This window comes from Mesorhizobium sp. USDA 4413, assembly GCF_056280365.1.
In genome coordinates, this window is sequence record NZ_JBVPRP010000001.1 from 1,083,153 (window position 1) to 1,103,488 (window position 20,336).

Here is a 20,336-nt window from a genome sequence, read left to right on the forward strand (position 1 = left end):
GGGGCTTTGGTGATTTAGTTTGTACACATGCAATTTTCCCATCCTCGGGAAGAGGATGGTTTAGCCGCCTTATCGCTGGTCAGAACTGAAAAAACAGGGGAACGGACATGGCTGACAAGAACGGATTTTTCGACCTCTCCAAGACGACGCTGTCGCGCCGCACCGCGCTGAAGGGCATGGCCGCGGGCGCCGGCCTTGCGCTGGCCCCCGGCTTCGTCCGCTATAGCCAGGCGCAGAGCTCGGCGCCCATCAGAATAGGCTTCCAGTCGCACCGCACCGGCATCGGTGCCGCCTATGGCCGCTGGTACGAAAAGACGAGCGCGGCCGCCGTCAAGGCGATCAACGATGCCGGCGGCATCAGCGGCCGCAAGGTCGAGCTGGTGATCGAGGATGACGGCACCGATCCAGCCCGCGGCGCCGAGGTGGTCAACAAGTTCGCCAAGCAGCACAAGACCGACATCGTCTTCGGCACGCTGTTTTCGCATGTCGTGATTGGCTCGGCGCCCGCCGCCGGCGAGAACAAGATTCCCTATTTCGTCGTCAGCGAAGGCCATCACGTCGCCTCCACCAAGCTTAACCGCTATGTCTTCCAGCCCGGCATCACCGACGTGAAGAGCCAGATCCAGTCGATGGCGCCGTGGATCGCGGCGAACGCCGGCAAGAAGGTAACGCAGATCTTCCCGGACTTCGCTTTCGGCTACGACCACCGCGATTACCTGCCGCCGGCGCTGAAGGCGCAAGGTGGTGACGTGATCGCGCAGATCGCCATCCCGCCGACGGAGAGCTCCTTCACCAAATACTTCCCGCAGATCCCGGCCGAGACCGAGGTGATCTACCATGTCATGGTCGGTCCGGCTGTGCTCACCTTCGTCAAGGAGCTCGGCGAGTTCTACGGTTCGCAAAGGCCGCAGCTCTTCGGCTTCATCGACTCGCTCGAAGCCGTCGACATCAACAGCCCGGGCCTCGAATTCCTCGACGGCAGCCATTTCTGGGAGGGCTCGCCGCGCTACGCGCAGCCGGACGATTCCGCCGCGCAGAAGGCCTACCGCGCCGCCGTCGGCATCGACGACAATGGGGCCGCCGTCGGCGACGCCAAGGACGTGTCCACCGCCGCCCACATGTTCGGCTGCTGGGAGACGCTCTATGTCGTCAAGAAGGCGATGGAGGATGCCGGCTACAAGGGGCCGGAGGACCGCGCCAAGCTGGTCGAGGCGACCGAAGCGCTGAAGGAATTCGCCGAGGGGCCGGAGCATCCGCAGGGTCCGAAGACCTTCAACGGCAAGATCCACCAGTGCTTCGGCATCCAGAACATCTCCAAGGTCGAAGGCGGCAAGCTCAAGGTTGTCCACAAGACCAAGATCGAGGACGGCCTCTACGAGCCGGAAGGGGACTACACGACGCAGGCGTTGTGAGCTTGTCTCATAGCTGATGCACTTCGGCCCCCACCTCCTCCTCGCCGCCCTCGAGGGTCTGGTCACCTCCGCGGTTCTGGCGCTGACGGCGCTTGGCCTGTCGCTGGTGTTCGGCGTCATGCGCGTCGTCAATGTCGCGCATGGCGAGTTCTTCATGCTGGGCGCGGTGCTCGCCTGGGCGGTGTCGACGGCGATCTCCGGCCATCCAGCGATCGGCTTCGTCGCAGCACTTGTGATCGCGCCCTTGCTGGTCGGGCTGGTCGCGCTCGTTGCCGAACGCCTGGTGCTGCGCCGGCTCAACTACAATCCCGAAGGCACCATCGTCGCCACCATCGGCATGCTCTACATCATCCAGCAGCTGGCGCTGACTTTCTACGGCCCGGAAGCGCGTCCGGTGGAGCCGCCCTTCAGCTACCGCATCCTTTTGCCGTGGTTCGGCTATTCCGGCTACAAGCTGTCGGTGGTCGCCGCTTCCGCCATTCTGCTGGTGATCACCTGGCTGGTGCTGACCCGGACGAAAATCGGCCTGATCATGCGCGCCACGCAATATGACCGCGAGACCGCGCAGGCCTTCGGCATTCCGGTGGAGCGCGTCTATGCCGGCGTCTTCGCCGTCGGCGCCATGCTGGCGGCCATCGCCGCAGTGCTGATCGTGCCGATCAGCCAGGCGCATTACCTGATGGGCCAGGACCCGCTGCTCTTGTCCTTCATCGTCGTCATTATCGGCGGTCTGGGATCGCTCCGCGGCACCGTGGTCGCCGCCATCCTGATCGGCCTCTCCGACGGTATCATCTCGATGTTCTTCTCGCCGACGCTCGCCAAGATCATCGCCACGCTGGTCGTCGCCATGGTGCTGGTGTTCCGGCCGCAAGGCCTGTTCGGGGCGACGTCCAGATGAGGGATGCTTCGCCGGCAAAGACCTACGCCCTGCATATCGGCGTCATCGCGCTTCTCTTCGCGCTGAACTTCATCCTGCCCGATTATCATCAGGGCCTGTTTGCCCGCATCATGGCGCTGGCCGTCTTCGCCATGGGCTACAATCTGCTCTTCGGCTATGGCGGCCTGCTCAGCCTCGGCCACGCTATGTTCTTCTCGGCCGGCCTCTATGGCGCTGGCTTGACCGTCTATCATCTCGGCTGGGGCGTGCCGGAAGCCTTCGTCGTCGGGATCGCCTGTGGCGCGCTGCTCGCCTTGGTCATCGGCCTGCTCGCGCTGCGCACTTCGGGTGTCGCCTTCATGATCGTCACCATGATGCTCGCCCAGGTCTTTTATCTGCTGATTCTTTACTTCGCCGCCTGGACCGGCGGCGACCAGGGCTTGGTCATCCAGCAGGCATCGCGGGTGGTCGCGATCGGCGGCGCATCCTTTGACCTGACCGATCCGACAGTGCGCTACATGATTGCGCTGGCGCTTTTCTCGATCATTCTGCTCGTAACTTTAGCCACGGTCCGCTCCCGCTTCGGCCGCGTGCTGGTGGCGATCCGCGAGAACGAGGAGCGGACAAAAATGCTGGGCTACGATACGGTCGCCAACAAGCTCGTTGCGGTCGTTGCCTCCGGCGCCATCTGCGCGGCGTCCGGTGCTGCTTATGCCTTGCTGTTCGGCTATGTCGGCTCGAGCTTCGCGTCGATCCAGTACTCGATCCTGCCCCTGCTCTGGGTGTTGCTCGGCGGTGCTGCGACCACGCTCGGGCCGCTCATCGGCACGCTGTTCATGTATTATGTCACCGACATCACCAGCGGCTTCACCTCCGCCTATCTCCTGATCGTCGGCGTGGCGCTCATCCTCTTGGTGCTGTTCTTCCCGAAAGGCGTCCTGGGCAGCATCCGCGAACGCTGGCTGGGGTGGCTCCCATGAAGCCGCTGCTCACCACCAAGGGCCTGTCGCGGAATTTCGGCGGCCTGCGCGCCGTCGACGGCGTCGACTTCGCGCTGATGCCGGGCGAGATCCGCGCCATCATCGGCCCGAACGGCGCCGGCAAGACCACTTTCGTCAGCCTGCTCTCGGGCCGCATCCGGCCGTCCTCCGGCATGGTCGTCTTCGACGGCGCCGACATCACCGCCATGCCGGCTTACAAAAGGGTTCGCCTCGGCGTCGCCTATACCTTCCAGATCACCAGCGTCTTCGCCAACCTCACCGCCTTCGACAATGTCGCCTTGCCTGTGCAGCGTACCCTCACGGACGGCCGCACAAAGGGGCAGGTGAGGAGCGGCGTGATGGCGGCTCTGGAGCGCACCGGCCTTGCCGACCGCGCCGGCACTTTGGCCGGACAGCTTTCTTACGGCCACCAGCGCCTGCTCGAAGTGGCGATGGGCCTGGCGCTGAAGCCGCGCCTGCTTATCCTCGACGAGCCGACGCAAGGCCTGGCCGATAGCGAGATCGACAATTTCATCACTTTGGTGCGCGAGATCGCCAGGAACGCGACGGTGCTTTTGATCGAGCACAACATGCCGGTGGTCATGCAGCTTGCCGACCGCATCACCGTCTTCAATTCGGGAAAAATCCTCGCCGAAGGCACGCCGGGTGAGATCCGCGCCAATATGCAAGTGCAGGACGCCTATCTCGGAGCGACCCATGGCTGATCCGGGGTTGCTGACCATTTCCGGGCTGGACTGCTTCTATGGCGAGGTGCAGGTGCTCTACGGCCTCGACCTCGTCTTGAATAAGGGCGAGGTGCTTTGCCTGTTCGGCCGCAACGGCGCCGGCAAGACGACGACGCTGAAGGCGGTCATGGGGCTGGTCCCGGCGGCTGCCGGCTCGATCAAGCTCGACGATAAGGAACTGACCGGGCTTGCCGCGCATGACGTGCCGAAGGCTGGCGTCGCTTATGTGCCGCAGGGCAGGCGACTGTTTGCCGACATGAGCGTGGCGGAGAACATCGAGATCGGCTTGATGGCGCGCGGCAAGGGCAAGCAGACGCGTGACAACGTCCTCGCTCTCTTCCCTTTGCTCAGGGAGCGGCTGAAGCAGCGTTCGGGAACGCTGTCCGGCGGCGAGCAGCAGATGCTGGCGATGGCCCGCGCGCTCTGCCTCGAGCCGCAAGTGCTCCTGCTCGACGAGCCGACCGAAGGGCTGATGCCGTCGATGATCGCCAAGATCCGCGAGACGGTGGCGAAGCTACGCGAGCTGGGTGTCTCGACCATCCTGGTCGAGCAGCGTGTCGATGCCGTGCTGTCGGTGGCGGATCGGGTTTGCTTCATCGAGAACGGCCGCAACCGCGAGACGGTCGATGTCGAGGCGTTGCGGGCGGATCCGTCCGCAGTGCGGCGGTATGTCGGCGTCGGTTAGAAAAACAAAAACCCGGCAATCAAAAACGTCGGAAACAGCACCAGGCCGGACCACGCCATATAGCCGAAGAAGCCCGGCATCTTGAAGCCACGATGCCTGGCGATGGCGAAGACCATGAAGTTCGGCGCGTTGCCGATATAGGTGTTGGCGCCCATGAACACGGCGCCGGCCGAGATCGCAGCAAGCGTCGAGGCGGCTTCCGTCATCAGGTGGTGCGCGTCGCCGCCGGCAAGCTCGAAGAACACCAGATAGGTCGGCGCGTTGTCGAGGAAGGAAGACAGTGCCCCGGTCAGCCAGAAATAGGCGAGATGGTTGGGCCGGCCGTCGGCGGAGGTGACAAGCGCCACCAGCGGCGCCAGCGCGCCGTCATGGCCGGCCCGCAAAATGGCGACGACCGGCACGATGCAGATGAAGATGCCGGCAAAGAGTTTCGCCACCTCGGCGATCGGCCCCCAAGTGAAGCCGTTCGCCTCCCTGTGGCTCTTGTACGAGACTTTAAGCGACAGGAAGGCCAGCGCCAGGATGATGGCGTCGCGCACCAGATTCTGCAGCTCGAGGCCGACGCCGAGGATCTGGATGCTGACGCCTGGCTTCCAGCTTGCCGAAAGCAGGATCGCGCCGATCACGCCGGCCAGCAGCGGCAAATTGGCCAGGCCGTGCAGGCGCACTTTCGTGTCCGGCGTCGGGTCCTTGATCTTCGGCATGCCGCCCTCGCGACGATGCAGCACGATGTCGAGCGCCAGGAAGACGATGAGCACCAGGCCGCCGGTGAACAGCGTCTCGCGCCACAAATTCGCTGTCGTCCAGAAGAAATCGACGCCGCGCAGGAAGCCGACGAACAAGGGCGGATCGCCGAGCGGGGTCAGCGAGCCGCCGATGTTGGAGACCAGGAAGATGAAGAAGATCACGACATGGGCATTGAACGGCCGGTTGTCGTTGGCGCGCAGCACCGGCCGGATCAGGATCATCGAGGCGCCGGTCGTGCCGATGACCGAGGCAAGCAGCGCCCCGATGAGCAGCAGGCCGGCATTGGTGAGCGGGGTTCCGTGGATGTTGCCGGCAAGCAGGATGCCGCCCGAGATCGTGTAGAGCGCGAACAACAGGATGATGAAGGACAGATATTCGGTGAGCAGCGTGTGCAGCACCGCTTCGCCTGCCGAAGGAAGGCCGAAGACGACCGCCAGCGGCACGACCACCAGCGCAGCCCAGGCAGCGGTGATCTTGCCATAGTGATGTTCCCACACATGCGGGAAAAGCAGCGGCCCCGTCGCGATCGACAACAGCAGGCCGGCAAAGGGTAACCCCCACCACAGCGACATGGCGGCGCCCGGCAGTTCGTGAATTTCGGCGGCGAGCGCCGGCTGCGCAAATGCAATCAGGGCCGCAGCGATCAGGCCGGCGGTCAAGCTGCTCATCGAGATCGAGAAGCCGCCTCGATATCCCACAGTCCGGTCAGTCCGCCGGACGATCTTCGAGCGTCACGCCGGCTTCGCGCATGCGCTTCAGCATCGCCTCGACCGAGCTGTTGAGGTCGATGCCGCGGCAGGCATCGAGCCGCACGGTCGTCCTGAAGCCCTGCTTGATGGCATCGAGCGCCGAGAAGGCGACGCAGAAATCGGTGGCCAGCCCAACCAGCGTGATCGCGTCGATGCCGCGCTCCTTGAGATAGCCGCCAAGGCCGGTCGGCGTCGTGTGGTCGTTCTCGAAGAAGGCCGAATAGCTGTCGATCGCGGTGCGGAATCCCTTGCGGATCACCAGCTCCGCCTTAGTCCAGGCAAGTCCGGAATGGAAATCGGAACCGAGGCTGCCCTGGATGCAATGATCCGGCCACAGCGTCTGCGGCCCATAAGGCATCTCTATGGTTTCAAACGCCTGCTTGCCGGGATGGCTGGAGGCGAAGCTCGAATGTCCGGCCGGATGCCAGTCCTGCGTCAGGATCACATGGTCGCTGCGCCGGATCAGATCGTTGACTAAAGGCACGATCTCGTCGCCGCCGGCGACCGCCAGCGCGCCGCCCGGGCAAAAATCGTTCTGCAGGTCGATGACGATGAGCGCTTCTTCGGCCATGCGGCTTCCTCTCGTTCGGCCCTCTGGGTCGGCCCTCTGGTTCGGCCCCCCTGGTTCGGCTTTGGGGGCTGCAGTCAAAAGCCCCTGACGCGACCAGAGAGGGAACCTTGACCAGATGGCCGGCGGCGTCAACCTCCGGCGCCATAACAATCGCGTTCAGGTCTTCGCGGCGCCAACTCCGGCTTTGACAATTCCGGCCCGCCTGATATCATTTGCATACGAATGAATTTGACCGGTGCGAACCGGCAGAAAGCCCAAGGTCAGTGCTTTGGGAGGGCCAAGTGGGAATGGTCCGTTTCTGGAAAGGTTCTGGAAGGCAGAGCGTGATCCGTTACGCGAAACCCACCACGGTCGACGAGGCGCTCGCTCTGCTTGGCGAGGATCGCTGGCGCATTCTCGCCGGCGGCACGGATTTCTACCCGGCGCAGGGCGCGAAGCCGTTCCGCGACAACGTCCTCGACATCAACGGTCTCGCCGAACTGCGCGGCATCGCGGAGGCAGGTGAGCATTGGCGGATCGGCGCCCGCACGACCTGGACCGACATTGTCCGGCACCCTCTGCCGGCGGCGTTCGACGCGCTCAAGGCAGCCGCGCGCGAGGTGGGTTCCGTGCAGATCCAGAATGTCGCTTCCGTTGCCGGCAATCTCTGCAACGCCTCGCCGGCAGCGGATGGCGTGCCGGCACTGCTGGCGCTCGACGCCGATGTCGAATTGCGTTCCGTAGACGCCACCCGTCACCTGCAGCTCGACGCGTTCATCCTCGGCAATCGCCGCACGGCGCTGCAGCCGGGCGAAATGGTCACCGCCATTCGCGTGCCGAAGCGTTCCGCGGCCGGCGCCTCGGCCTTCGTCAAGCTCGGCGCCCGGCGCTATCTCGTCATCTCGATCGCCATGGCGGCGGCGCGGCTCGTGGTTGAGAATGGCGCCGTCGCCGAAGCGGCGATTGCCGTCGGCTCCTGCTCGGCGGTCGCCCGCCGTCTTGCCGGCGTCGAGGCGGCCCTGCGCGGGCGTCCGATCGATGAGGCGCTTGCCGATGCGGTGCTGTCGGCGCCGTTCGATGAACTGTCACCGATCGCCGATGTGCGCGGCAGCGCCGAATACCGGGAGCAAGCGGCGCGCGAGATCGTCGTCCGCGCCGTGCGCGGTGCGGTCGGGCTTGATCAAGGCAAGGTGGCGGCATGAGCACGGCCCAATCCGGCATGGCCCAGTCCGGCATCGAACGCGCCGACATCGCCTTCGAGGTCAATGGCGCGGCCGTCAGCGTTTCGGTGCCGCCCGTGCGGAGGCTATCGCAGGTTCTGCGCGACGAGTTGCGGCTGACCGGCACCAAGGTCGGCTGCGATGCCGGCGATTGCGGCGCCTGCACGGTGCTGGTCGACGGCAATCCAGTCTGCGCCTGCCTGATGCCGGCGGCCTCGGTGGTCGGCGCATCCGTCACCACTGTCGAGGGACTTGCCAATGGCCGGCTTTCGGCCCTGCAGGCGTCGTTCCTGGAGCATGGCGCCGCGCAATGCGGCATCTGCACGCCTGGCCTGCTGGTCGCGGCCACCGCGCTTTTGGAGCGCAACCCCACCCCGAGCGAGGCCGAGACGCAGGATGCGCTGGGCGGCGTGCTCTGCCGCTGCACCGGCTACAGGAAAATCGTCGCGGCGGTGATGCAGGTCTCGCAGCAGATTACCGGTGTCGACCTTCGCCTGCCGAAAGCGGGCCGCGCCGTCGGCGCCTCGCCGATCCGGCTCGATGGCGTGCCGAAAGTCACTGGCGGTGAAAAATTCGGCGGCGATTCCTTCCCGGCCGACGCATTGTCGGTGCTGGTGGTCCGCTCGCCGCATTATCATGCCTGCTTCAGCGTCGGCGATCTCGACGCCTGGACGAAAGCGCATCCCGGCATCGCCGGCGTCTTCACCGCCAGGGACATTCCGGGCAAGAACTGTTTCGGCGTCATCGGCCCCTTCGCCGACCAGCCGGCTCTGGCCGAGGGTTTTGTCCGTCTGCGCGGCGAGGCGGTGGCGCTGGTGGCGGGTGAGCGCGAAGCCATCCTTGACCTAGACCTGACGGATTTCCCGATCACCTGGACCGAGCTGCCGCATCTGCTGCAGCCCGGCGAGGCGAAGGCCGAAGGTGCCGCGCTGATCCATTCGCACCGGCCGGCGAACCTGCTCACTTCCGGCTATGTCGAGCGCGGTGATCCGGAAGGAGCGCTCGCCGCAGCAGCGGTCACGGTCTCGGGCTCCATCGAGACCTCCTTCGTCGAGCATGCCTATATCGAACCGGAAGCCGGCTACGCATACATGGACGGCGACACGCTGGTCGTCGTCGCCTGCACGCAGGCACCCTATATGGACCGCGACGACACCGCCAAAGTGCTGGGCCTTCCCGTCGAGAAGGTGCGCATCGTGCCGACCGCCACAGGCGGCGGCTTCGGCTCGAAGCTCGATGTCTCGCTGCAGCCGCTGATCGGCCTTGTGGCGATGAAGACGGGGCGGCCGGCCGCGCTTGCCTACACACGCAACGAATCGATGATGTCGACCACCAAGCGCCATCCCGCCGAGATGAAGGCGACGATCGGCGCCGATGCCGAAGGCCGCGTCATCGGCATGGTCTTCGAAGGCGATTTCAACACCGGCGCTTATGCCAGTTGGGGCCCGACCGTCGCCAATCGCGTGCCGGTGCATGCTTCTGGTCCTTACCTCACGCCAAATTACCGGGCGACGGGCTATGCCATCCACACCAACGGCCCGATCGCCGGCGCCTTCCGCGGCTTCGGTGTGCCGCAGGCCACCATCATGCAGGAAACGCTCTATGACGAGCTCGCCGGCAAGCTCGGTATCGACCGGCTCGATTTCCGCCTGAAGAACTGCTTGCGCGACGGCTGCGAGACGGTCACCGGCCAGCGCCTGGAATCCGGCGTCGGCATCGGCGAATGCCTGGAGAAGCTTCAGCCGCACTGGGCGCGCGCGCTGGCGGAGGCGGAGGCGTTCAATGAGAGCCATGGCGCAAGCAAGCGCGGCGTCGGCATCGCCTCCTGCTGGTATGGCTGCGGCAACACCTCGCTGCCCAATCCCTCGACCATCAAGGTCGGCATCTCGGCCTCGGGCGAGGTCATCCTGCACCAGGGCGCGGTCGACATCGGCCAGGGCTCCAACACGGTTATCGCCCAGATCTGCGCCGACGCGCTCGGCCTGTCGCTGGACAGGTTCAAGCTGAAGAGCGCCGACACCGCCATTACGCCCGATGCCGGCAAAACATCCGCGTCGCGCCAGACTTTTGTGACGGGCAAGGCGGCCGAGAAGGCCGGCCGCGCGTTGCGCGAGAAAATCCTGCGCTTCGCCAATGTCTCGGAGCATGCGACGATCGTTCTCGATGGCGCCAGCATCTCCATCCGCGAGGGCGACGCGGTGCGGCGCATCGATCTCGCGGCGCTGAAGGTTGATGGCGATGGCCTGGTTTTCGTTGCGGAAGAAACCTACGACCCGCCAACGCTGCCGCTCGACGCCAAGGGCCAAGGCAAGCCTTACGCGGTCTACGGCTATGGCGCGCAGATCGCCGAGCTCGAGGTCGACCTTAAGCTCGGCACCGTGAGGCTGATCAAGATCACCGCCGCGCATGACGTCGGCAAGGCGATCAATCCGCTGCTGGTCGAGGGCCAGATCGAGGGCGGCATCGCGCAAGGCATCGGCATGGCACTGATGGAGGAATATATCCCCGGCCGCACCGAGAACCTGCACGATTACCTCATCCCGACCATCGGCGACGTGCCGCCGGTCGAGCACATTTTGGTGGAGGTTCCGGATCCCGAAGGGCCGTTTGGCGCCAAGGGTCTGGGCGAGCATGTGCTGATCCCGACGGCGCCGGCGATCCTCAACGCCATCCGCCATGCCACGGGTGTTCTGGTCACCAAGGTGCCGGCGACGCCGAGCCGCATCCTGGCGGCGATCCGCGAGAAGGAGGCGCGCCGATGAGCGAGCTTGCCGAACGTTTCGAAACCCATGATCCCGGCGAGAAGCAGGTGGCGGAAAAGATCCGCTGCGATGCCTGCCCGGTCATGTGCTACATCGCCGACGGCCGCACCGGCGCCTGCGACCGCTACGGCAATATCGGCGGCCGCATCGTGCGCATGGATCCGCTGACCATCCTCGACCATGCGGCCGAGACCGGTGGCTCGGTCGTGCCGTTCGTCGCCGAGGGCGAAGCCTGGAACGGCGAACTGGTCAACACCGGAAGGCGTTTCGTCACGGCGATCGGCGCCGGCACCACCTATCCGGATTATAAGCCGGCGCCCTTCATCGTCAGCCAGGAAGTCGAGGGCGTCGATCTCGTCACCGTCGTCACCGAAGGCATCTTCTCCTATTGCGGTGTCAAGGTGAAGATCGACACCGACCGCCACATCGGCGACGAGACGGCGACGGTACGCGCACAAGGCGAGGCGATCGGCCATGTCACCACCGGCGAGTATGGCTCGCAGATGCTGTCGCTCGGCGGCGTCCATCACCTGACCGGCGGCTCCAAGCAGGAAGGCCGTGCCACTTGCGACGCGCTGCTCAATCTCTGCAACAGGAAGCCGGTCGAGCTCACCATCGATGGCGGCGCGACGGTCATCGTCGAGGCCGGCAAGGCGCCGGTCATCGACGGCAAGGTCGAGCACCGCATGCGCGTCGGCTGCGGCTCGGCCACCATCGGCATGTTCGCCACGCAATGGCGCGGGCTGGTCGACGAGGTGGTGGTGGTCGACGACCACATCACGGGTGTCGTGTCCGAGCATCAGGCCGGCAAGGTGCTGGGCTGGGAGGATACGGGCATAAAGATCATCGGCCGCCGCTCGACGCCCGGCCGCTATTTCAAGGTATCGGAACCCGGGCTCGGCTGGGGCGGCACGACGATCTCCGATCCGCTGTCGATCCTCGGCGACTGGAACGCCAAGAAGGGCGCGCGCCCGGGCCTGTCGCTGCTGATGGTTTCGACCACCGGCGAGCAGTTCGCGTATTACGAGCTCGACGACCAGTTGAAACCGATCCAGAAGCCGTTCCCTGAACGGCTGCAAAAATCCGTCGGCCTGATCGAGGACAATTGCGAGCCGGCGCTGTGCACGGTTCTGTTCATCGGCGGCGCCGGCGGCTCGTTGCGTGCCGGCGTCACCGAAAACCCGGTCAACCTCACCCGATCGGTGCAGGGCCTGAAAACCTATGTCACGGTCGGCGGCGCGCCGGTCTATGTCTGGCCAGGCGGCGGCATCACGCTGATGGTCGACGTCACCCGCGTTCCGGAAGGCGCCTTCGGCTATGTACCGACCCCGGCACTTGTGGCGCCGATCGAATTCACCATGCGCCGCGACGATTATGTCCGCCTCGGCGGTTATGAGAACGAGATACGCAGCGTCGAGGATATCCTCGCCAAGGGCGGCGAATATCTCAATCCGCGCAGCAACACCGGCGCGCCGGCCGGCAATCCCTGGCCACCGCTGGTGCAGCTGCGGCGTGCGGCGGCGAATGGTGCTGGATGATAAATGGCCCGCAGGCGCATTGGCTCGCCGACGGCCGGCGGCTTCATCTCAACCATGGGCCGATCGATCTGATCGTCGAGGCCTTCGGTGAAACGGATGAATGCCGCGCCGCTTACGAACAGGCAGTCGCCCGCTTTCAGACGATTCTGATCGAGGTGGTCGAGGAGCTGCCCGAATTGCGCTTGCCGGCCTTCTTCCTGGCGCCGCGCGATTTTGCGGGCCCAACGGCCCGCCGCATGGAAGCGGCCGTCATGCCGTTGGCGGAATGCTTCATCACGCCGATGGCCGCCGTTGCCGGTTCGGTAGCCGACGAAATTCTTGGCTCAATGCTCGCCGGCCGCCGCCTCGACCGCGCTTACGTCAACAATGGCGGCGACTGCGCGCTCCATCTTGGCATCGGGAGGTCGATGACGGTTGCGATCGCCGGCACCGGCAATGGCATGGCCGACCGGGTTACCATCCGCTCCGAAGATGGTGTGCGCGGCGTCGCCACCAGCGGCTGGCGCGGCCGGTCGTTTTCGCTGGGCATTGCCGATGCCGTCACCGTTCTTGCGCGCACCGGCGCGGAGGCCGACGCCGCGGCGACGCTGATTGCCAACGCCGTCGACCTGCCGGGCCACCCGGCGATCGAACGTGTGTCCGCGCGCGATCTGGCGCCCGACAGCGATCTCGGTGAGCTACTGGTGACGCAAAGCGTCGGCGCGCTTGGCGCCGCCGAGGTGGCGCGGGCGCTGGACAACGGCCTTGCCGTCGCCGAAGATTTTCGCCGGCGCGGCCTGGTCACCGCCTCGGCGCTGTTTCTGGCGGGCGAGGCCCGCATCAGTGGCTCGGTGACGCTCGCTGCGCCCAACAAGCATGCACAGGAGGAATTTGCCGATGCCTGAGTTTCCGATCCGCAAGATCGCGGTTCTGACCGAGGAAATTTTCCACGAGGGCGGACCCGCGGCCAAAGAGCCGCGCCTGCGCGCCGCTGCCATGGCGCTCGTGAAAAATCCTTTTGCCGGCCGCTATGTCGAGGATTTGCAGGGCGCGATGGAGGATCTGAAGCCGCTCGGGCCTCTGCTCTCGGACAGGCTGATTACAGCACTTGGCGGCGATGTGAAGAAGATCGACGGCTATGGCAAGGGCGCCATCGTCGGCACGGCGGGCGAGTTGGAGCACGGCGCGCTATGGCACGTGCCGGGCGGCTACGCCATGCGCGAGCGCCTCGGCGGCGCCAAGGCGATCGTGCCCTCGGCCAAGAAGGTCGGCGCCTTCGGGTCAAAGCTCGACGTGCCGCTCGGCCACATCAACGCCGCCTATGTGCGCAGCCATTTCGACGCCATGGAGGTCGGCATCAGCGACGGCCCGCGTCCGGACGAGATCCTGTTCTGCCTCGCCATGACCTGCGGTCCGCGCGTCCACAACCGCATGGGCGGCCTGGCGGCGGAGGACATCAAGGCATGGGACGGCCTCAGATGAGCGGCGAGGACAATCTGCTGCGGCTGGTCGAGGCCGAAGACGGCGACGAGAACAACTACCACCTGCAGGACCAGGTCGGCTTCATCCTGCGCAAGGCGCATCAGCGCCATGTCGCGATCTTCGCCTCGCATATCGGCGACCTGACGCCGCCGCAATTCGCCGCCTTGGCCAAGCTTTACGACATCGGCGAGACCTCGCAGAACCAGCTGGGAACGCTGATCGCCATGGATGCCGCGACCGTAAAGGGCGTCATCGACCGGCTGAAGGCGCGCGGCCTGGTTGAGCTTGCCAAGCACGAAGTCGACAAAAGGCGGCTGCTGGTCAATCTGACGGCTGAAGGCCGCGAAGCGATCGAGCGGCTGATCCCGCTGGCGCGCACCATCACCGAGGAGACGCTGGCGCCGCTCACGGCCAAGGAAGCCGCGACCTTCTTGCGGCTGCTGGCGAAGCTGGCTTAGAGCGTTTGCGCGACCGGCATCAGGCGGGAAGGACTTGGTTTGCCGTCGGTGATGTTTGCGGTGCGCCCCCAGATCAAGACCACAACCAGCATCGAGACGTAGCCGTCAACCGCATAGTGCCAGCCCGTATACACCGAACCAAATAGGATGAGCATCGCGAACACCCAGCCCGCAATGCCGAGCCAGCGGTTGAGTCGCCCAAGGTAGAACGCGTTCAGCGTGGCGATCGCCACATGCATGCTGGGCATGGCGGAAATCCCGGAACCAAGCGCCGGCATGTCGGCCCTATAAGTGGCAAGAAGATAGCTGGAATAAGACAGCACATGCTCGTTGTAGGGCCGCTGCTTCAACACTTCCAGAAGGTCCGCGTAGCGATCGCCACCCAGCAATTCATCGTAAAAGATCGGGCCGACGGAGGAAAACAGCGTCGCCATCAGGGTTCCGACCACCATGATGACGACGGCCATCGCAGTGAGGTATCGCATATGCGTCGGCCGATTGGCGAACAGCGCTGCAAAAAACACCAAGCCGAACCATTCGAGAAACCAGAGTTGGGCATAAGTTACCGACACGATCATCGCCAGAAGGTCGGAATCGAATGCGTGAACGATGCGCCATGGCGCCTGGCCGTGCAGCAGCTCTCCGAAATCGGCCAGGGCTTTGTCACAGTAAAAGGGAATGATGTCGGGTATGTTCACCTTGTAGGTCGTGAACGCGGAGAGCGTCAGAATAAACACGATCACGACACTGGCCGCCCGCAGCCCATTGGTGCGGATCGACATCGCGATGAATGTGAGCGGAGCCTTGGGCGACAAAACCACCGCCACCGGGATCGTCATGGCCAGAAAACCGAGCGATCCAAAGACGAAAAGCCGCCGCAGATACATCTGTGCCATCGCGGAATATGCCGACGGCCAGATCAGCAGCGCCATCATAATATATACCAGGCAGAGCCCAAACAGCTTTTGCGGAACATTGCCTAGTTCAGGGTAACGCGCGAGCCGGCCGGGTTGCCACCGGCCTGGTGAACTTGCGTCCCCAAGTAAATCGCCGGATAGCCCCATGTGCGTCCCCCGAAACGCTATAGAGGTTCTATCTATAGTTGTTTACTTAATATATCATTATCCGATTGCTTGGTGTTTGAAGCGCTCAACCCGAATAACATTAGCGATATGTAATATGTACGAACTATACTTGAAAGGTGGACGGCGCTGACGGAACAACGGCGCCGAACATCTCCCTGGCCTGCTCGGCCGTATAGTAGCCGAGCCTGACATCCTCGGCGACCTGCCTTGGATCGCGCTCGCGCGGATCGCCATAACCGCCGCCGCCCGGCGTGCCGACCCGCACGCGGTCGCCGGCTTTGAGCGCGATGTCCTGTTCCTTGGAAAGATGCGGCGGCACATGGGCTTCGCCGTCCCGGAACACGGTCACGCTGTTCGGCGCGCCGTCCTTGCCGCCGAGCGCGCCCTGCGGGCCGAAGCGGCCGTGATCCATGACGAAGGACGCGCGGGCTTCACCGCGCAGGATCTCGACTTCATAGGCGAGCCCGAAGCCGCCGCGATGTTTTCCCGCGCCGCCCGAGCCCTCGCGCAGCGCGTAATGCCGGTAGAGCACCGGGAACGCCTGCTCCATGATCTCGACCGGCGGCGATTTCGAAATGCCGATGGTCGAGCAGCCATTGCTCAACCCGTCATGGCCGGCATTGCCGCCATAGCCACCGCCCGAGATCTGGTACATGACGTAGTCGCGCCCGCGCGCCGGATCGTTGCCGCCGAGCGCGAAATTGCCGCTGGAGCCGGCGGGCGCCGCCGTAACCTTATCCGGCAGTGCCTGCACCATCGCGGCGAACACGGCCTCGGCGATGCGCTGCGAAACCTCCGCCGCGCAACCGGAAACGGGGCGCGGATATTTCGCGTCGAGGAACGTGCCTTCCGGCCGCTTGACGATCAGCGGCTCGAAGGCGCCGGCGCTGATCGGCACCTCAGGAAAGATATGGCGCATGGCGAGATAGACCGACGACAGGGTCGTCGCCAGCACGCTGTTCATCGGTCCTGCACAAGGCTTCGATGAGCCGGCAAAATCGAAGGTCAGCGTGTCGTCCCTCTTCTCGACGGCGAGATTGATCGTCAGCGGTTCGTTCACCACACCGTCGGAATCGACGAAGGCCTGCGAGCGATAGACACCGTCAGGTATGACAGCGATCGAGGCGCGCATCTGCTCGGCGGCGCGGCGGCGCAACTCCGCGACAGCCTCGACAACAGTTTCGTCACCGTAACGATCGAGAATTTCATTGAGCCTGTCCTGTCCGATCAGCAGTGCGGCGGCCTGGGCGCGGATATCGCCGATACGCTGGTCGGCGACGCGGATGTTCGAGCAGATGATGGCGTAGATCTCTGGATCGAGCACGCCCCTCTTGAACAGCTTTACCGGCGGCAGTCGCAAGCCTTCCTGTTCGACCGCTGTGGCCGAGGCCGAAAAGCCGCCCGGCACCGAGCCGCCGATATCCGGCCAGTGTCCGGTGTTGGACAGCCAGCAGAAGATCTTGCCGCCCCGATAGACCGGCATGACGAAGCGCACATCCATCAGATGCGTGCCGCCGAGATAGGGATCGTTGACGATGTAGATGTCGTCCGGTTCCGGTGGCAGGCAGCGGCCGTCGGCGATCATCTCGATCACCGTCCTGGTCGAATATTGCATGACGCCGACGAACACCGGCAGGCCCTGGCTGCCTTGCGCGATCAGCGAGCCGTCGACGGCCGAGTAGATGCCGTCCGAACGGTCATTGGCCTCGGCGATGACTGGCGAGAAGGCCGCGCGCGAGAAGGCCAGGTCCATCTCGTCACACACCTGCTGCAGGGCGGCCTGCAGCACCGAAAGCGTGATCGTGTCGAGCTTTGCCATTTCAAGCCTCGCCGATGTCGATGATAATGTTGCCGTCGGCGTCCGAGCGCGCATGGTCGCCGGGCTCCAGCACCGTGGTGGCGTCCATCTGTTCCAGGATCGCAGGGCCGTCAATGACGGCGTCCAGCGGCAGCTTTTCACGCGCATAGACCGGCGTGTCGTGCCAGTGCCCATTATACCAGACCGGCCGGATCTCGCGCCGCGCCTCTTCGAGCGTCGCCGCGCGTCCTGCAGGGTCGATCAGCCGCGATAGGTCGATCTGGGGCCGCACGCCGGTGACGGAGGTGTTGAGGTTGACGAGGTTGGCGCGGATTTCCGGCAACTCGACCTTGAAGCGGGCGAAATAGGCCTTTTCGAACAATTCCTGCAGTGTTTCTCGTGAAACCGACGAGGAGGGTAGCGGCACGTTGATGATATGCGTCTGTCCGACGAACTGCATGTCGGCCGAATGGGTGACGCGGATCGCGTCCGGCTTCACCGCTTCCTTGGCGATCAGTGCCTCGCCTTCGTTACGGTGCCGTTCCAACACCTCGCGAAGCGTAGTTTCGTCGAGCAGCTTAACGGGCTGATTGACCGTGTTGACGAAGTCGTGGCGCAAATCGGCGACGACGCAGCCGAGCGCGTTGGTGATGCCCGGCCGCGCCGGCACAAGCACGCGCGGCAGGCCGAGCTCGCGGGCAAGCGCCGTCGCATGCAGCGGCCCGGCGCCGCCGAAGGCGAACAGCGCGAAATCGCGCGGGTCATGGCCGCGCGAGACGGACACCATACGGATCGCGCCCGCCATCTTCATGTTGCCGAGCCTGAGCACGGCGCCCGCGGCTTCGACGCCGGAGAGACCACTGCGCTTGCCGATCTTGTCTTCGAAAACACTGGTCACGCGCTCGACCGTGACCGGATTGTCGACCGCGAGCAGCTTCTTCGGCGCCAGGCGGCCGAGCACCAGATTGGCGTCGGTGATGGTCGGCTCCGTGCCGCCGCGCCCGTAGCAGATCGGGCCTGGGTTTGCGCCGGCGCTTTCAGGGCCGATCTGTATCAGCCCGGCCGCATCGACGCGCGCGATCGAGCCGCCGCCGGCACCGACCGTGTGCACCGCCACCATCGGCACATGGATCGGCATCGCATATTCGATCTCGATTTCGTTCGACACGGCGGGCTCGGCATTGCGGATCAGCGCCACGTCGGTCGAGGTGCCGCCCATGTCGTAGGTGACGAGATTGCCGAAGCCGGCGCGTTTTCCGGTATAGGCGGCGGCGATCACCCCGGAGGCGGGACCGGACATCACGGTCTTGGCCGATTCCAGCGTGACGAAGCGGGCCGAGATCATGCCGCCATTGCCGTTCATGATCAGGAAGTCGCGCGCGTAGCCTTTTGCCGCCAGCTCCTTGCGCAACCGCTCGATATAGCGCTCCAGAATCGGCTGCACCGAGGCGTTGACGGCGGCCGTAACGCCGCGCTCGAACTCGCGCGCCTCCGACAGCAGCGCATGTCCGGTGGTGATGTGCCCGTTCGGCCAGAGCTCTGCCGCGATCTCGGCGGCGCGCTGCTCATGCGACGGGTTGGCGTAGGAATGCAGGAAGTGGATGACCAGCGACTCGCAGCCCGCGGCGAGCAGCTTCTTCACCGCATCGCGCATCTCGGCTTCGTCAAGTGGAATGCGCACGGCGCCGGACGCCTCGACTCGTTCCGACACTTCGAGCCGAAGGTCGCGGGGAATGACGGGGACAAACGTGCCTGTCATACCATAGGCCTGCGGCCTTGTGCGGCGGCCAAGCTCGATCACGTCGCGAAAGCCTCGCGTGGTGATCATGCCGGTCCGCGCCAGGCGGCGTTCCAGCACGGCGTTGGTCGTGGTCGTCGTGCCGTGAACGATGAGGTCGATGCCGTCGATCGGAAAGCCGGTCGCGCCAAGCGCGGCGACCACGCCGAAGGCCTGGTTTTCCACCGTGGTCGGCGTCTTGGCGATATGCACCTTGCCGCCCGCCTTGCCGTCGATCAAAAGCAGATCGGTGAAGGTTCCGCCGACATCGATGCCAGCCACGACGCTTCCGGCCGACGCCGAAAATTTCTCATTCATTGCCGAAACCCGAAATACCAGGACTACGGATATACCTCGGTTTGGAAAGGCGTTTTACGTCGCCATCTTGACCTCAAGATCATTTGTATACTAATAAATTCCCGACACAAGAGCTTACCGCTTGGCAGTGTGTGAGGAGCGCCTCGGAACCTGACCGTTCGGACGCGCAGGAGAAATTTGGCGCCCGGTATGTTCCGTCTGGGCCGGAAAGTTGGGTTGGAATGAACACGACATCCGCATTGAACGTCGCCGGCGCCAAGCCGCTGCAGTTCCCGATCCCGGCCAATGTCTATGCCGAGACCGTGGTGTCGGTGAAGCACTATACCGACCGGCTGTTCTCCTTCCGCATCACCCGCCCGCAGTCGCTGCGCTTCCGCTCCGGCGAGTTCGTCATGATCGGCCTGCCCAATGCCGAGAAGCCGATCTTTCGCGCCTATTCGGTCGCAAGCCCCGCTTGGGACGACGAGCTCGAATTCTTTTCGATCAAGGTGCCGGACGGTCCGCTGACCTCCGAACTGCAGAAGATTGAGGTCGGCGACACCGTCATCATGCGCCAGAAGGCGACCGGCACGCTGGTGCTGGACGCGCTGACGCCCGCCAAGCGCGTGATCATGATCTCGACCGGCACCGGCATCGCGCCTTTCGCCAGCCTGCTGCGCGATCCCGATACCTACGAGAAATTCGACGAGGTCATCCTCACCCACACCTGCCGCGATAATGCCGAGCTCACCTATGGCCAGGAGCTGGTGGCCGGGCTCGAGAGCGACCCGCTGATCGGTGAGCTGACCGGCGGCCGTGTCACGCTCTACAATTCGACGACCCGCGAGGAATCGGCGCGCATGGGCCGCATCACCGCGCTGATCGGCTCAGGCAAATTCTATTCCGACCTTGGCATCGAGAAGCTCAATCCCGAGACCGACCGCATCATGATCTGCGGCTCGATGCACATGCTGAAGGACGTCAAGGAACTCGCCGAAAGCCTCGGGTTCCAGGAAGGTTCCTTGAGCCACCCGGCAAGCTTCGTCGTCGAACGCGCCTTCGTCGGCTGAGGGCGCGTCTTCGCGTTTTGACCATACGGTCAAAAATCTACTGCTTTTGCCGCCTTTTTCCGCTATGAGCCTTTGAAGGACTCGTGAAGCATCGCTTCACGGGTTATCTTCGGCTGAGGTCGCT

17 protein-coding genes are annotated in these 20,336 nt (G+C 64.5%); 12 read left to right on the forward strand and 5 right to left on the reverse strand.

What is annotated here, in order from left to right:
* Positions 1 to 107: 107 nt before the first annotated feature.
* Genes ACVMIM_RS05510 through ACVMIM_RS05530 form a run of 5 tightly spaced genes read left to right on the forward strand, consistent with a single transcriptional unit; the run spans position 108 to position 4,700 of the window.
* Positions 108 to 1,412, forward strand: a complete 1,305-nt coding sequence (locus tag ACVMIM_RS05510) for an ABC transporter substrate-binding protein (protein ID WP_040998396.1) — start codon at positions 108 to 110, stop codon at positions 1,410 to 1,412.
* 16 nt (positions 1,413 to 1,428) lie between these two features.
* Positions 1,429 to 2,310, forward strand: a complete 882-nt coding sequence (locus ACVMIM_RS05515) for a branched-chain amino acid ABC transporter permease (RefSeq protein WP_040998394.1) — start codon at positions 1,429 to 1,431, stop codon at positions 2,308 to 2,310.
* The gene (locus ACVMIM_RS05520; protein WP_476110968.1) at positions 2,307 to 3,269 is read left to right on the forward strand and encodes a branched-chain amino acid ABC transporter permease; all 963 of its coding nucleotides are present in this window, start codon (positions 2,307 to 2,309) and stop codon (positions 3,267 to 3,269) included. Before ACVMIM_RS05515 ends, ACVMIM_RS05520 begins: the two co-directional genes overlap by 4 nt.
* Positions 3,266 to 3,994, forward strand: coding sequence for an ABC transporter ATP-binding protein (locus ACVMIM_RS05525; protein ID WP_476110970.1), 729 nt, complete (start codon positions 3,266 to 3,268; stop codon positions 3,992 to 3,994). Before ACVMIM_RS05520 ends, ACVMIM_RS05525 begins: the two co-directional genes overlap by 4 nt.
* Entirely contained in the window at positions 3,987 to 4,700 is a 714-nt protein-coding gene (locus ACVMIM_RS05530) for an ABC transporter ATP-binding protein (protein ID WP_476110972.1), read from the forward strand. The genes ACVMIM_RS05525 and ACVMIM_RS05530 overlap by 8 nt, the downstream gene beginning before the upstream one ends.
* Here ACVMIM_RS05530 and ACVMIM_RS05535 read toward each other — a convergent pair.
* Together ACVMIM_RS05535 and pncA are read right to left on the reverse strand one after the other, a co-directional pair.
* Complete coding sequence (locus ACVMIM_RS05535; protein WP_476110974.1) at positions 4,697 to 6,115, reverse strand: sodium:proton antiporter; 1,419 nt, start codon at positions 6,113 to 6,115, stop codon at positions 4,697 to 4,699. The two genes, ACVMIM_RS05530 and ACVMIM_RS05535, sit on opposite strands and share 4 nt — an antisense overlap.
* A gap of 37 nt (positions 6,116 to 6,152) precedes the next feature.
* Complete coding sequence (pncA, locus tag ACVMIM_RS05540) at positions 6,153 to 6,767, reverse strand: bifunctional nicotinamidase/pyrazinamidase (protein WP_476110976.1); 615 nt, start codon at positions 6,765 to 6,767, stop codon at positions 6,153 to 6,155.
* Between the two features lie 323 nt (positions 6,768 to 7,090).
* On the opposite strand from pncA, the gene ACVMIM_RS05545 reads away from it, so the two are divergent.
* From ACVMIM_RS05545 to ACVMIM_RS05570, 6 genes are read left to right on the forward strand one after another with little or no spacing between them, the layout of a single operon-like run.
* Positions 7,091 to 7,948 carry an FAD binding domain-containing protein gene (locus ACVMIM_RS05545; RefSeq protein WP_476110978.1) on the forward strand — a complete coding sequence of 286 codons (858 nt, stop codon included), beginning with the start codon at positions 7,091 to 7,093 and terminating at the stop codon, positions 7,946 to 7,948.
* Positions 7,945 to 10,728, forward strand: coding sequence for a molybdopterin-dependent oxidoreductase (locus ACVMIM_RS05550; protein WP_476110980.1), 2,784 nt, complete (start codon positions 7,945 to 7,947; stop codon positions 10,726 to 10,728). The genes ACVMIM_RS05545 and ACVMIM_RS05550 overlap by 4 nt, the downstream gene beginning before the upstream one ends.
* Positions 10,725 to 12,266, forward strand: coding sequence for a 6-hydroxynicotinate reductase (locus ACVMIM_RS05555; protein WP_476110982.1), 1,542 nt, complete (start codon positions 10,725 to 10,727; stop codon positions 12,264 to 12,266). Before ACVMIM_RS05550 ends, ACVMIM_RS05555 begins: the two co-directional genes overlap by 4 nt.
* Positions 12,266 to 13,150 (forward strand): UPF0280 family protein, encoded by an 885-nt coding sequence (locus ACVMIM_RS05560; protein WP_040998380.1) that lies wholly within the window; start codon positions 12,266 to 12,268, stop codon positions 13,148 to 13,150. The genes ACVMIM_RS05555 and ACVMIM_RS05560 overlap by 1 nt, the downstream gene beginning before the upstream one ends.
* On the forward strand, positions 13,143 to 13,727 hold the full coding sequence (locus tag ACVMIM_RS05565) for an amino acid synthesis family protein (RefSeq protein ID WP_476110983.1): 585 nt from the start codon (positions 13,143 to 13,145) through the stop codon (positions 13,725 to 13,727). Before ACVMIM_RS05560 ends, ACVMIM_RS05565 begins: the two co-directional genes overlap by 8 nt.
* Positions 13,724 to 14,185, forward strand: coding sequence for a MarR family winged helix-turn-helix transcriptional regulator (locus tag ACVMIM_RS05570; RefSeq protein ID WP_476110985.1), 462 nt, complete (start codon positions 13,724 to 13,726; stop codon positions 14,183 to 14,185). Before ACVMIM_RS05565 ends, ACVMIM_RS05570 begins: the two co-directional genes overlap by 4 nt.
* Here ACVMIM_RS05570 and ACVMIM_RS05575 read toward each other — a convergent pair.
* From ACVMIM_RS05575 to ACVMIM_RS05585, 3 genes are all read right to left on the reverse strand, one after another.
* Entirely contained in the window at positions 14,182 to 15,120 is a 939-nt protein-coding gene (locus tag ACVMIM_RS05575) for a phosphatase PAP2 family protein (protein ID WP_476110986.1), read from the reverse strand. The two genes, ACVMIM_RS05570 and ACVMIM_RS05575, sit on opposite strands and share 4 nt — an antisense overlap.
* A 253-nt stretch (positions 15,121 to 15,373) precedes the next feature.
* Positions 15,374 to 17,089 carry a hydantoinase B/oxoprolinase family protein gene (locus ACVMIM_RS05580; protein ID WP_476110987.1) on the reverse strand — a complete coding sequence of 572 codons (1,716 nt, stop codon included), beginning with the start codon at positions 17,087 to 17,089 and terminating at the stop codon, positions 15,374 to 15,376.
* A gap of 1 nt (position 17,090) precedes the next feature.
* Positions 17,091 to 19,163, reverse strand: a complete 2,073-nt coding sequence (locus ACVMIM_RS05585; RefSeq protein WP_476110988.1) for a hydantoinase/oxoprolinase family protein — start codon at positions 19,161 to 19,163, stop codon at positions 17,091 to 17,093.
* A 221-nt stretch (positions 19,164 to 19,384) separates the two neighbouring features.
* On the opposite strand from ACVMIM_RS05585, the gene ACVMIM_RS05590 reads away from it, so the two are divergent.
* Positions 19,385 to 20,212: a ferredoxin--NADP reductase gene (locus ACVMIM_RS05590; RefSeq protein ID WP_476110989.1), complete on the forward strand. Its 828-nt coding sequence runs from the start codon at positions 19,385 to 19,387 to the stop codon at positions 20,210 to 20,212.
* Positions 20,213 to 20,336: the final 124 nt, after the last annotated feature.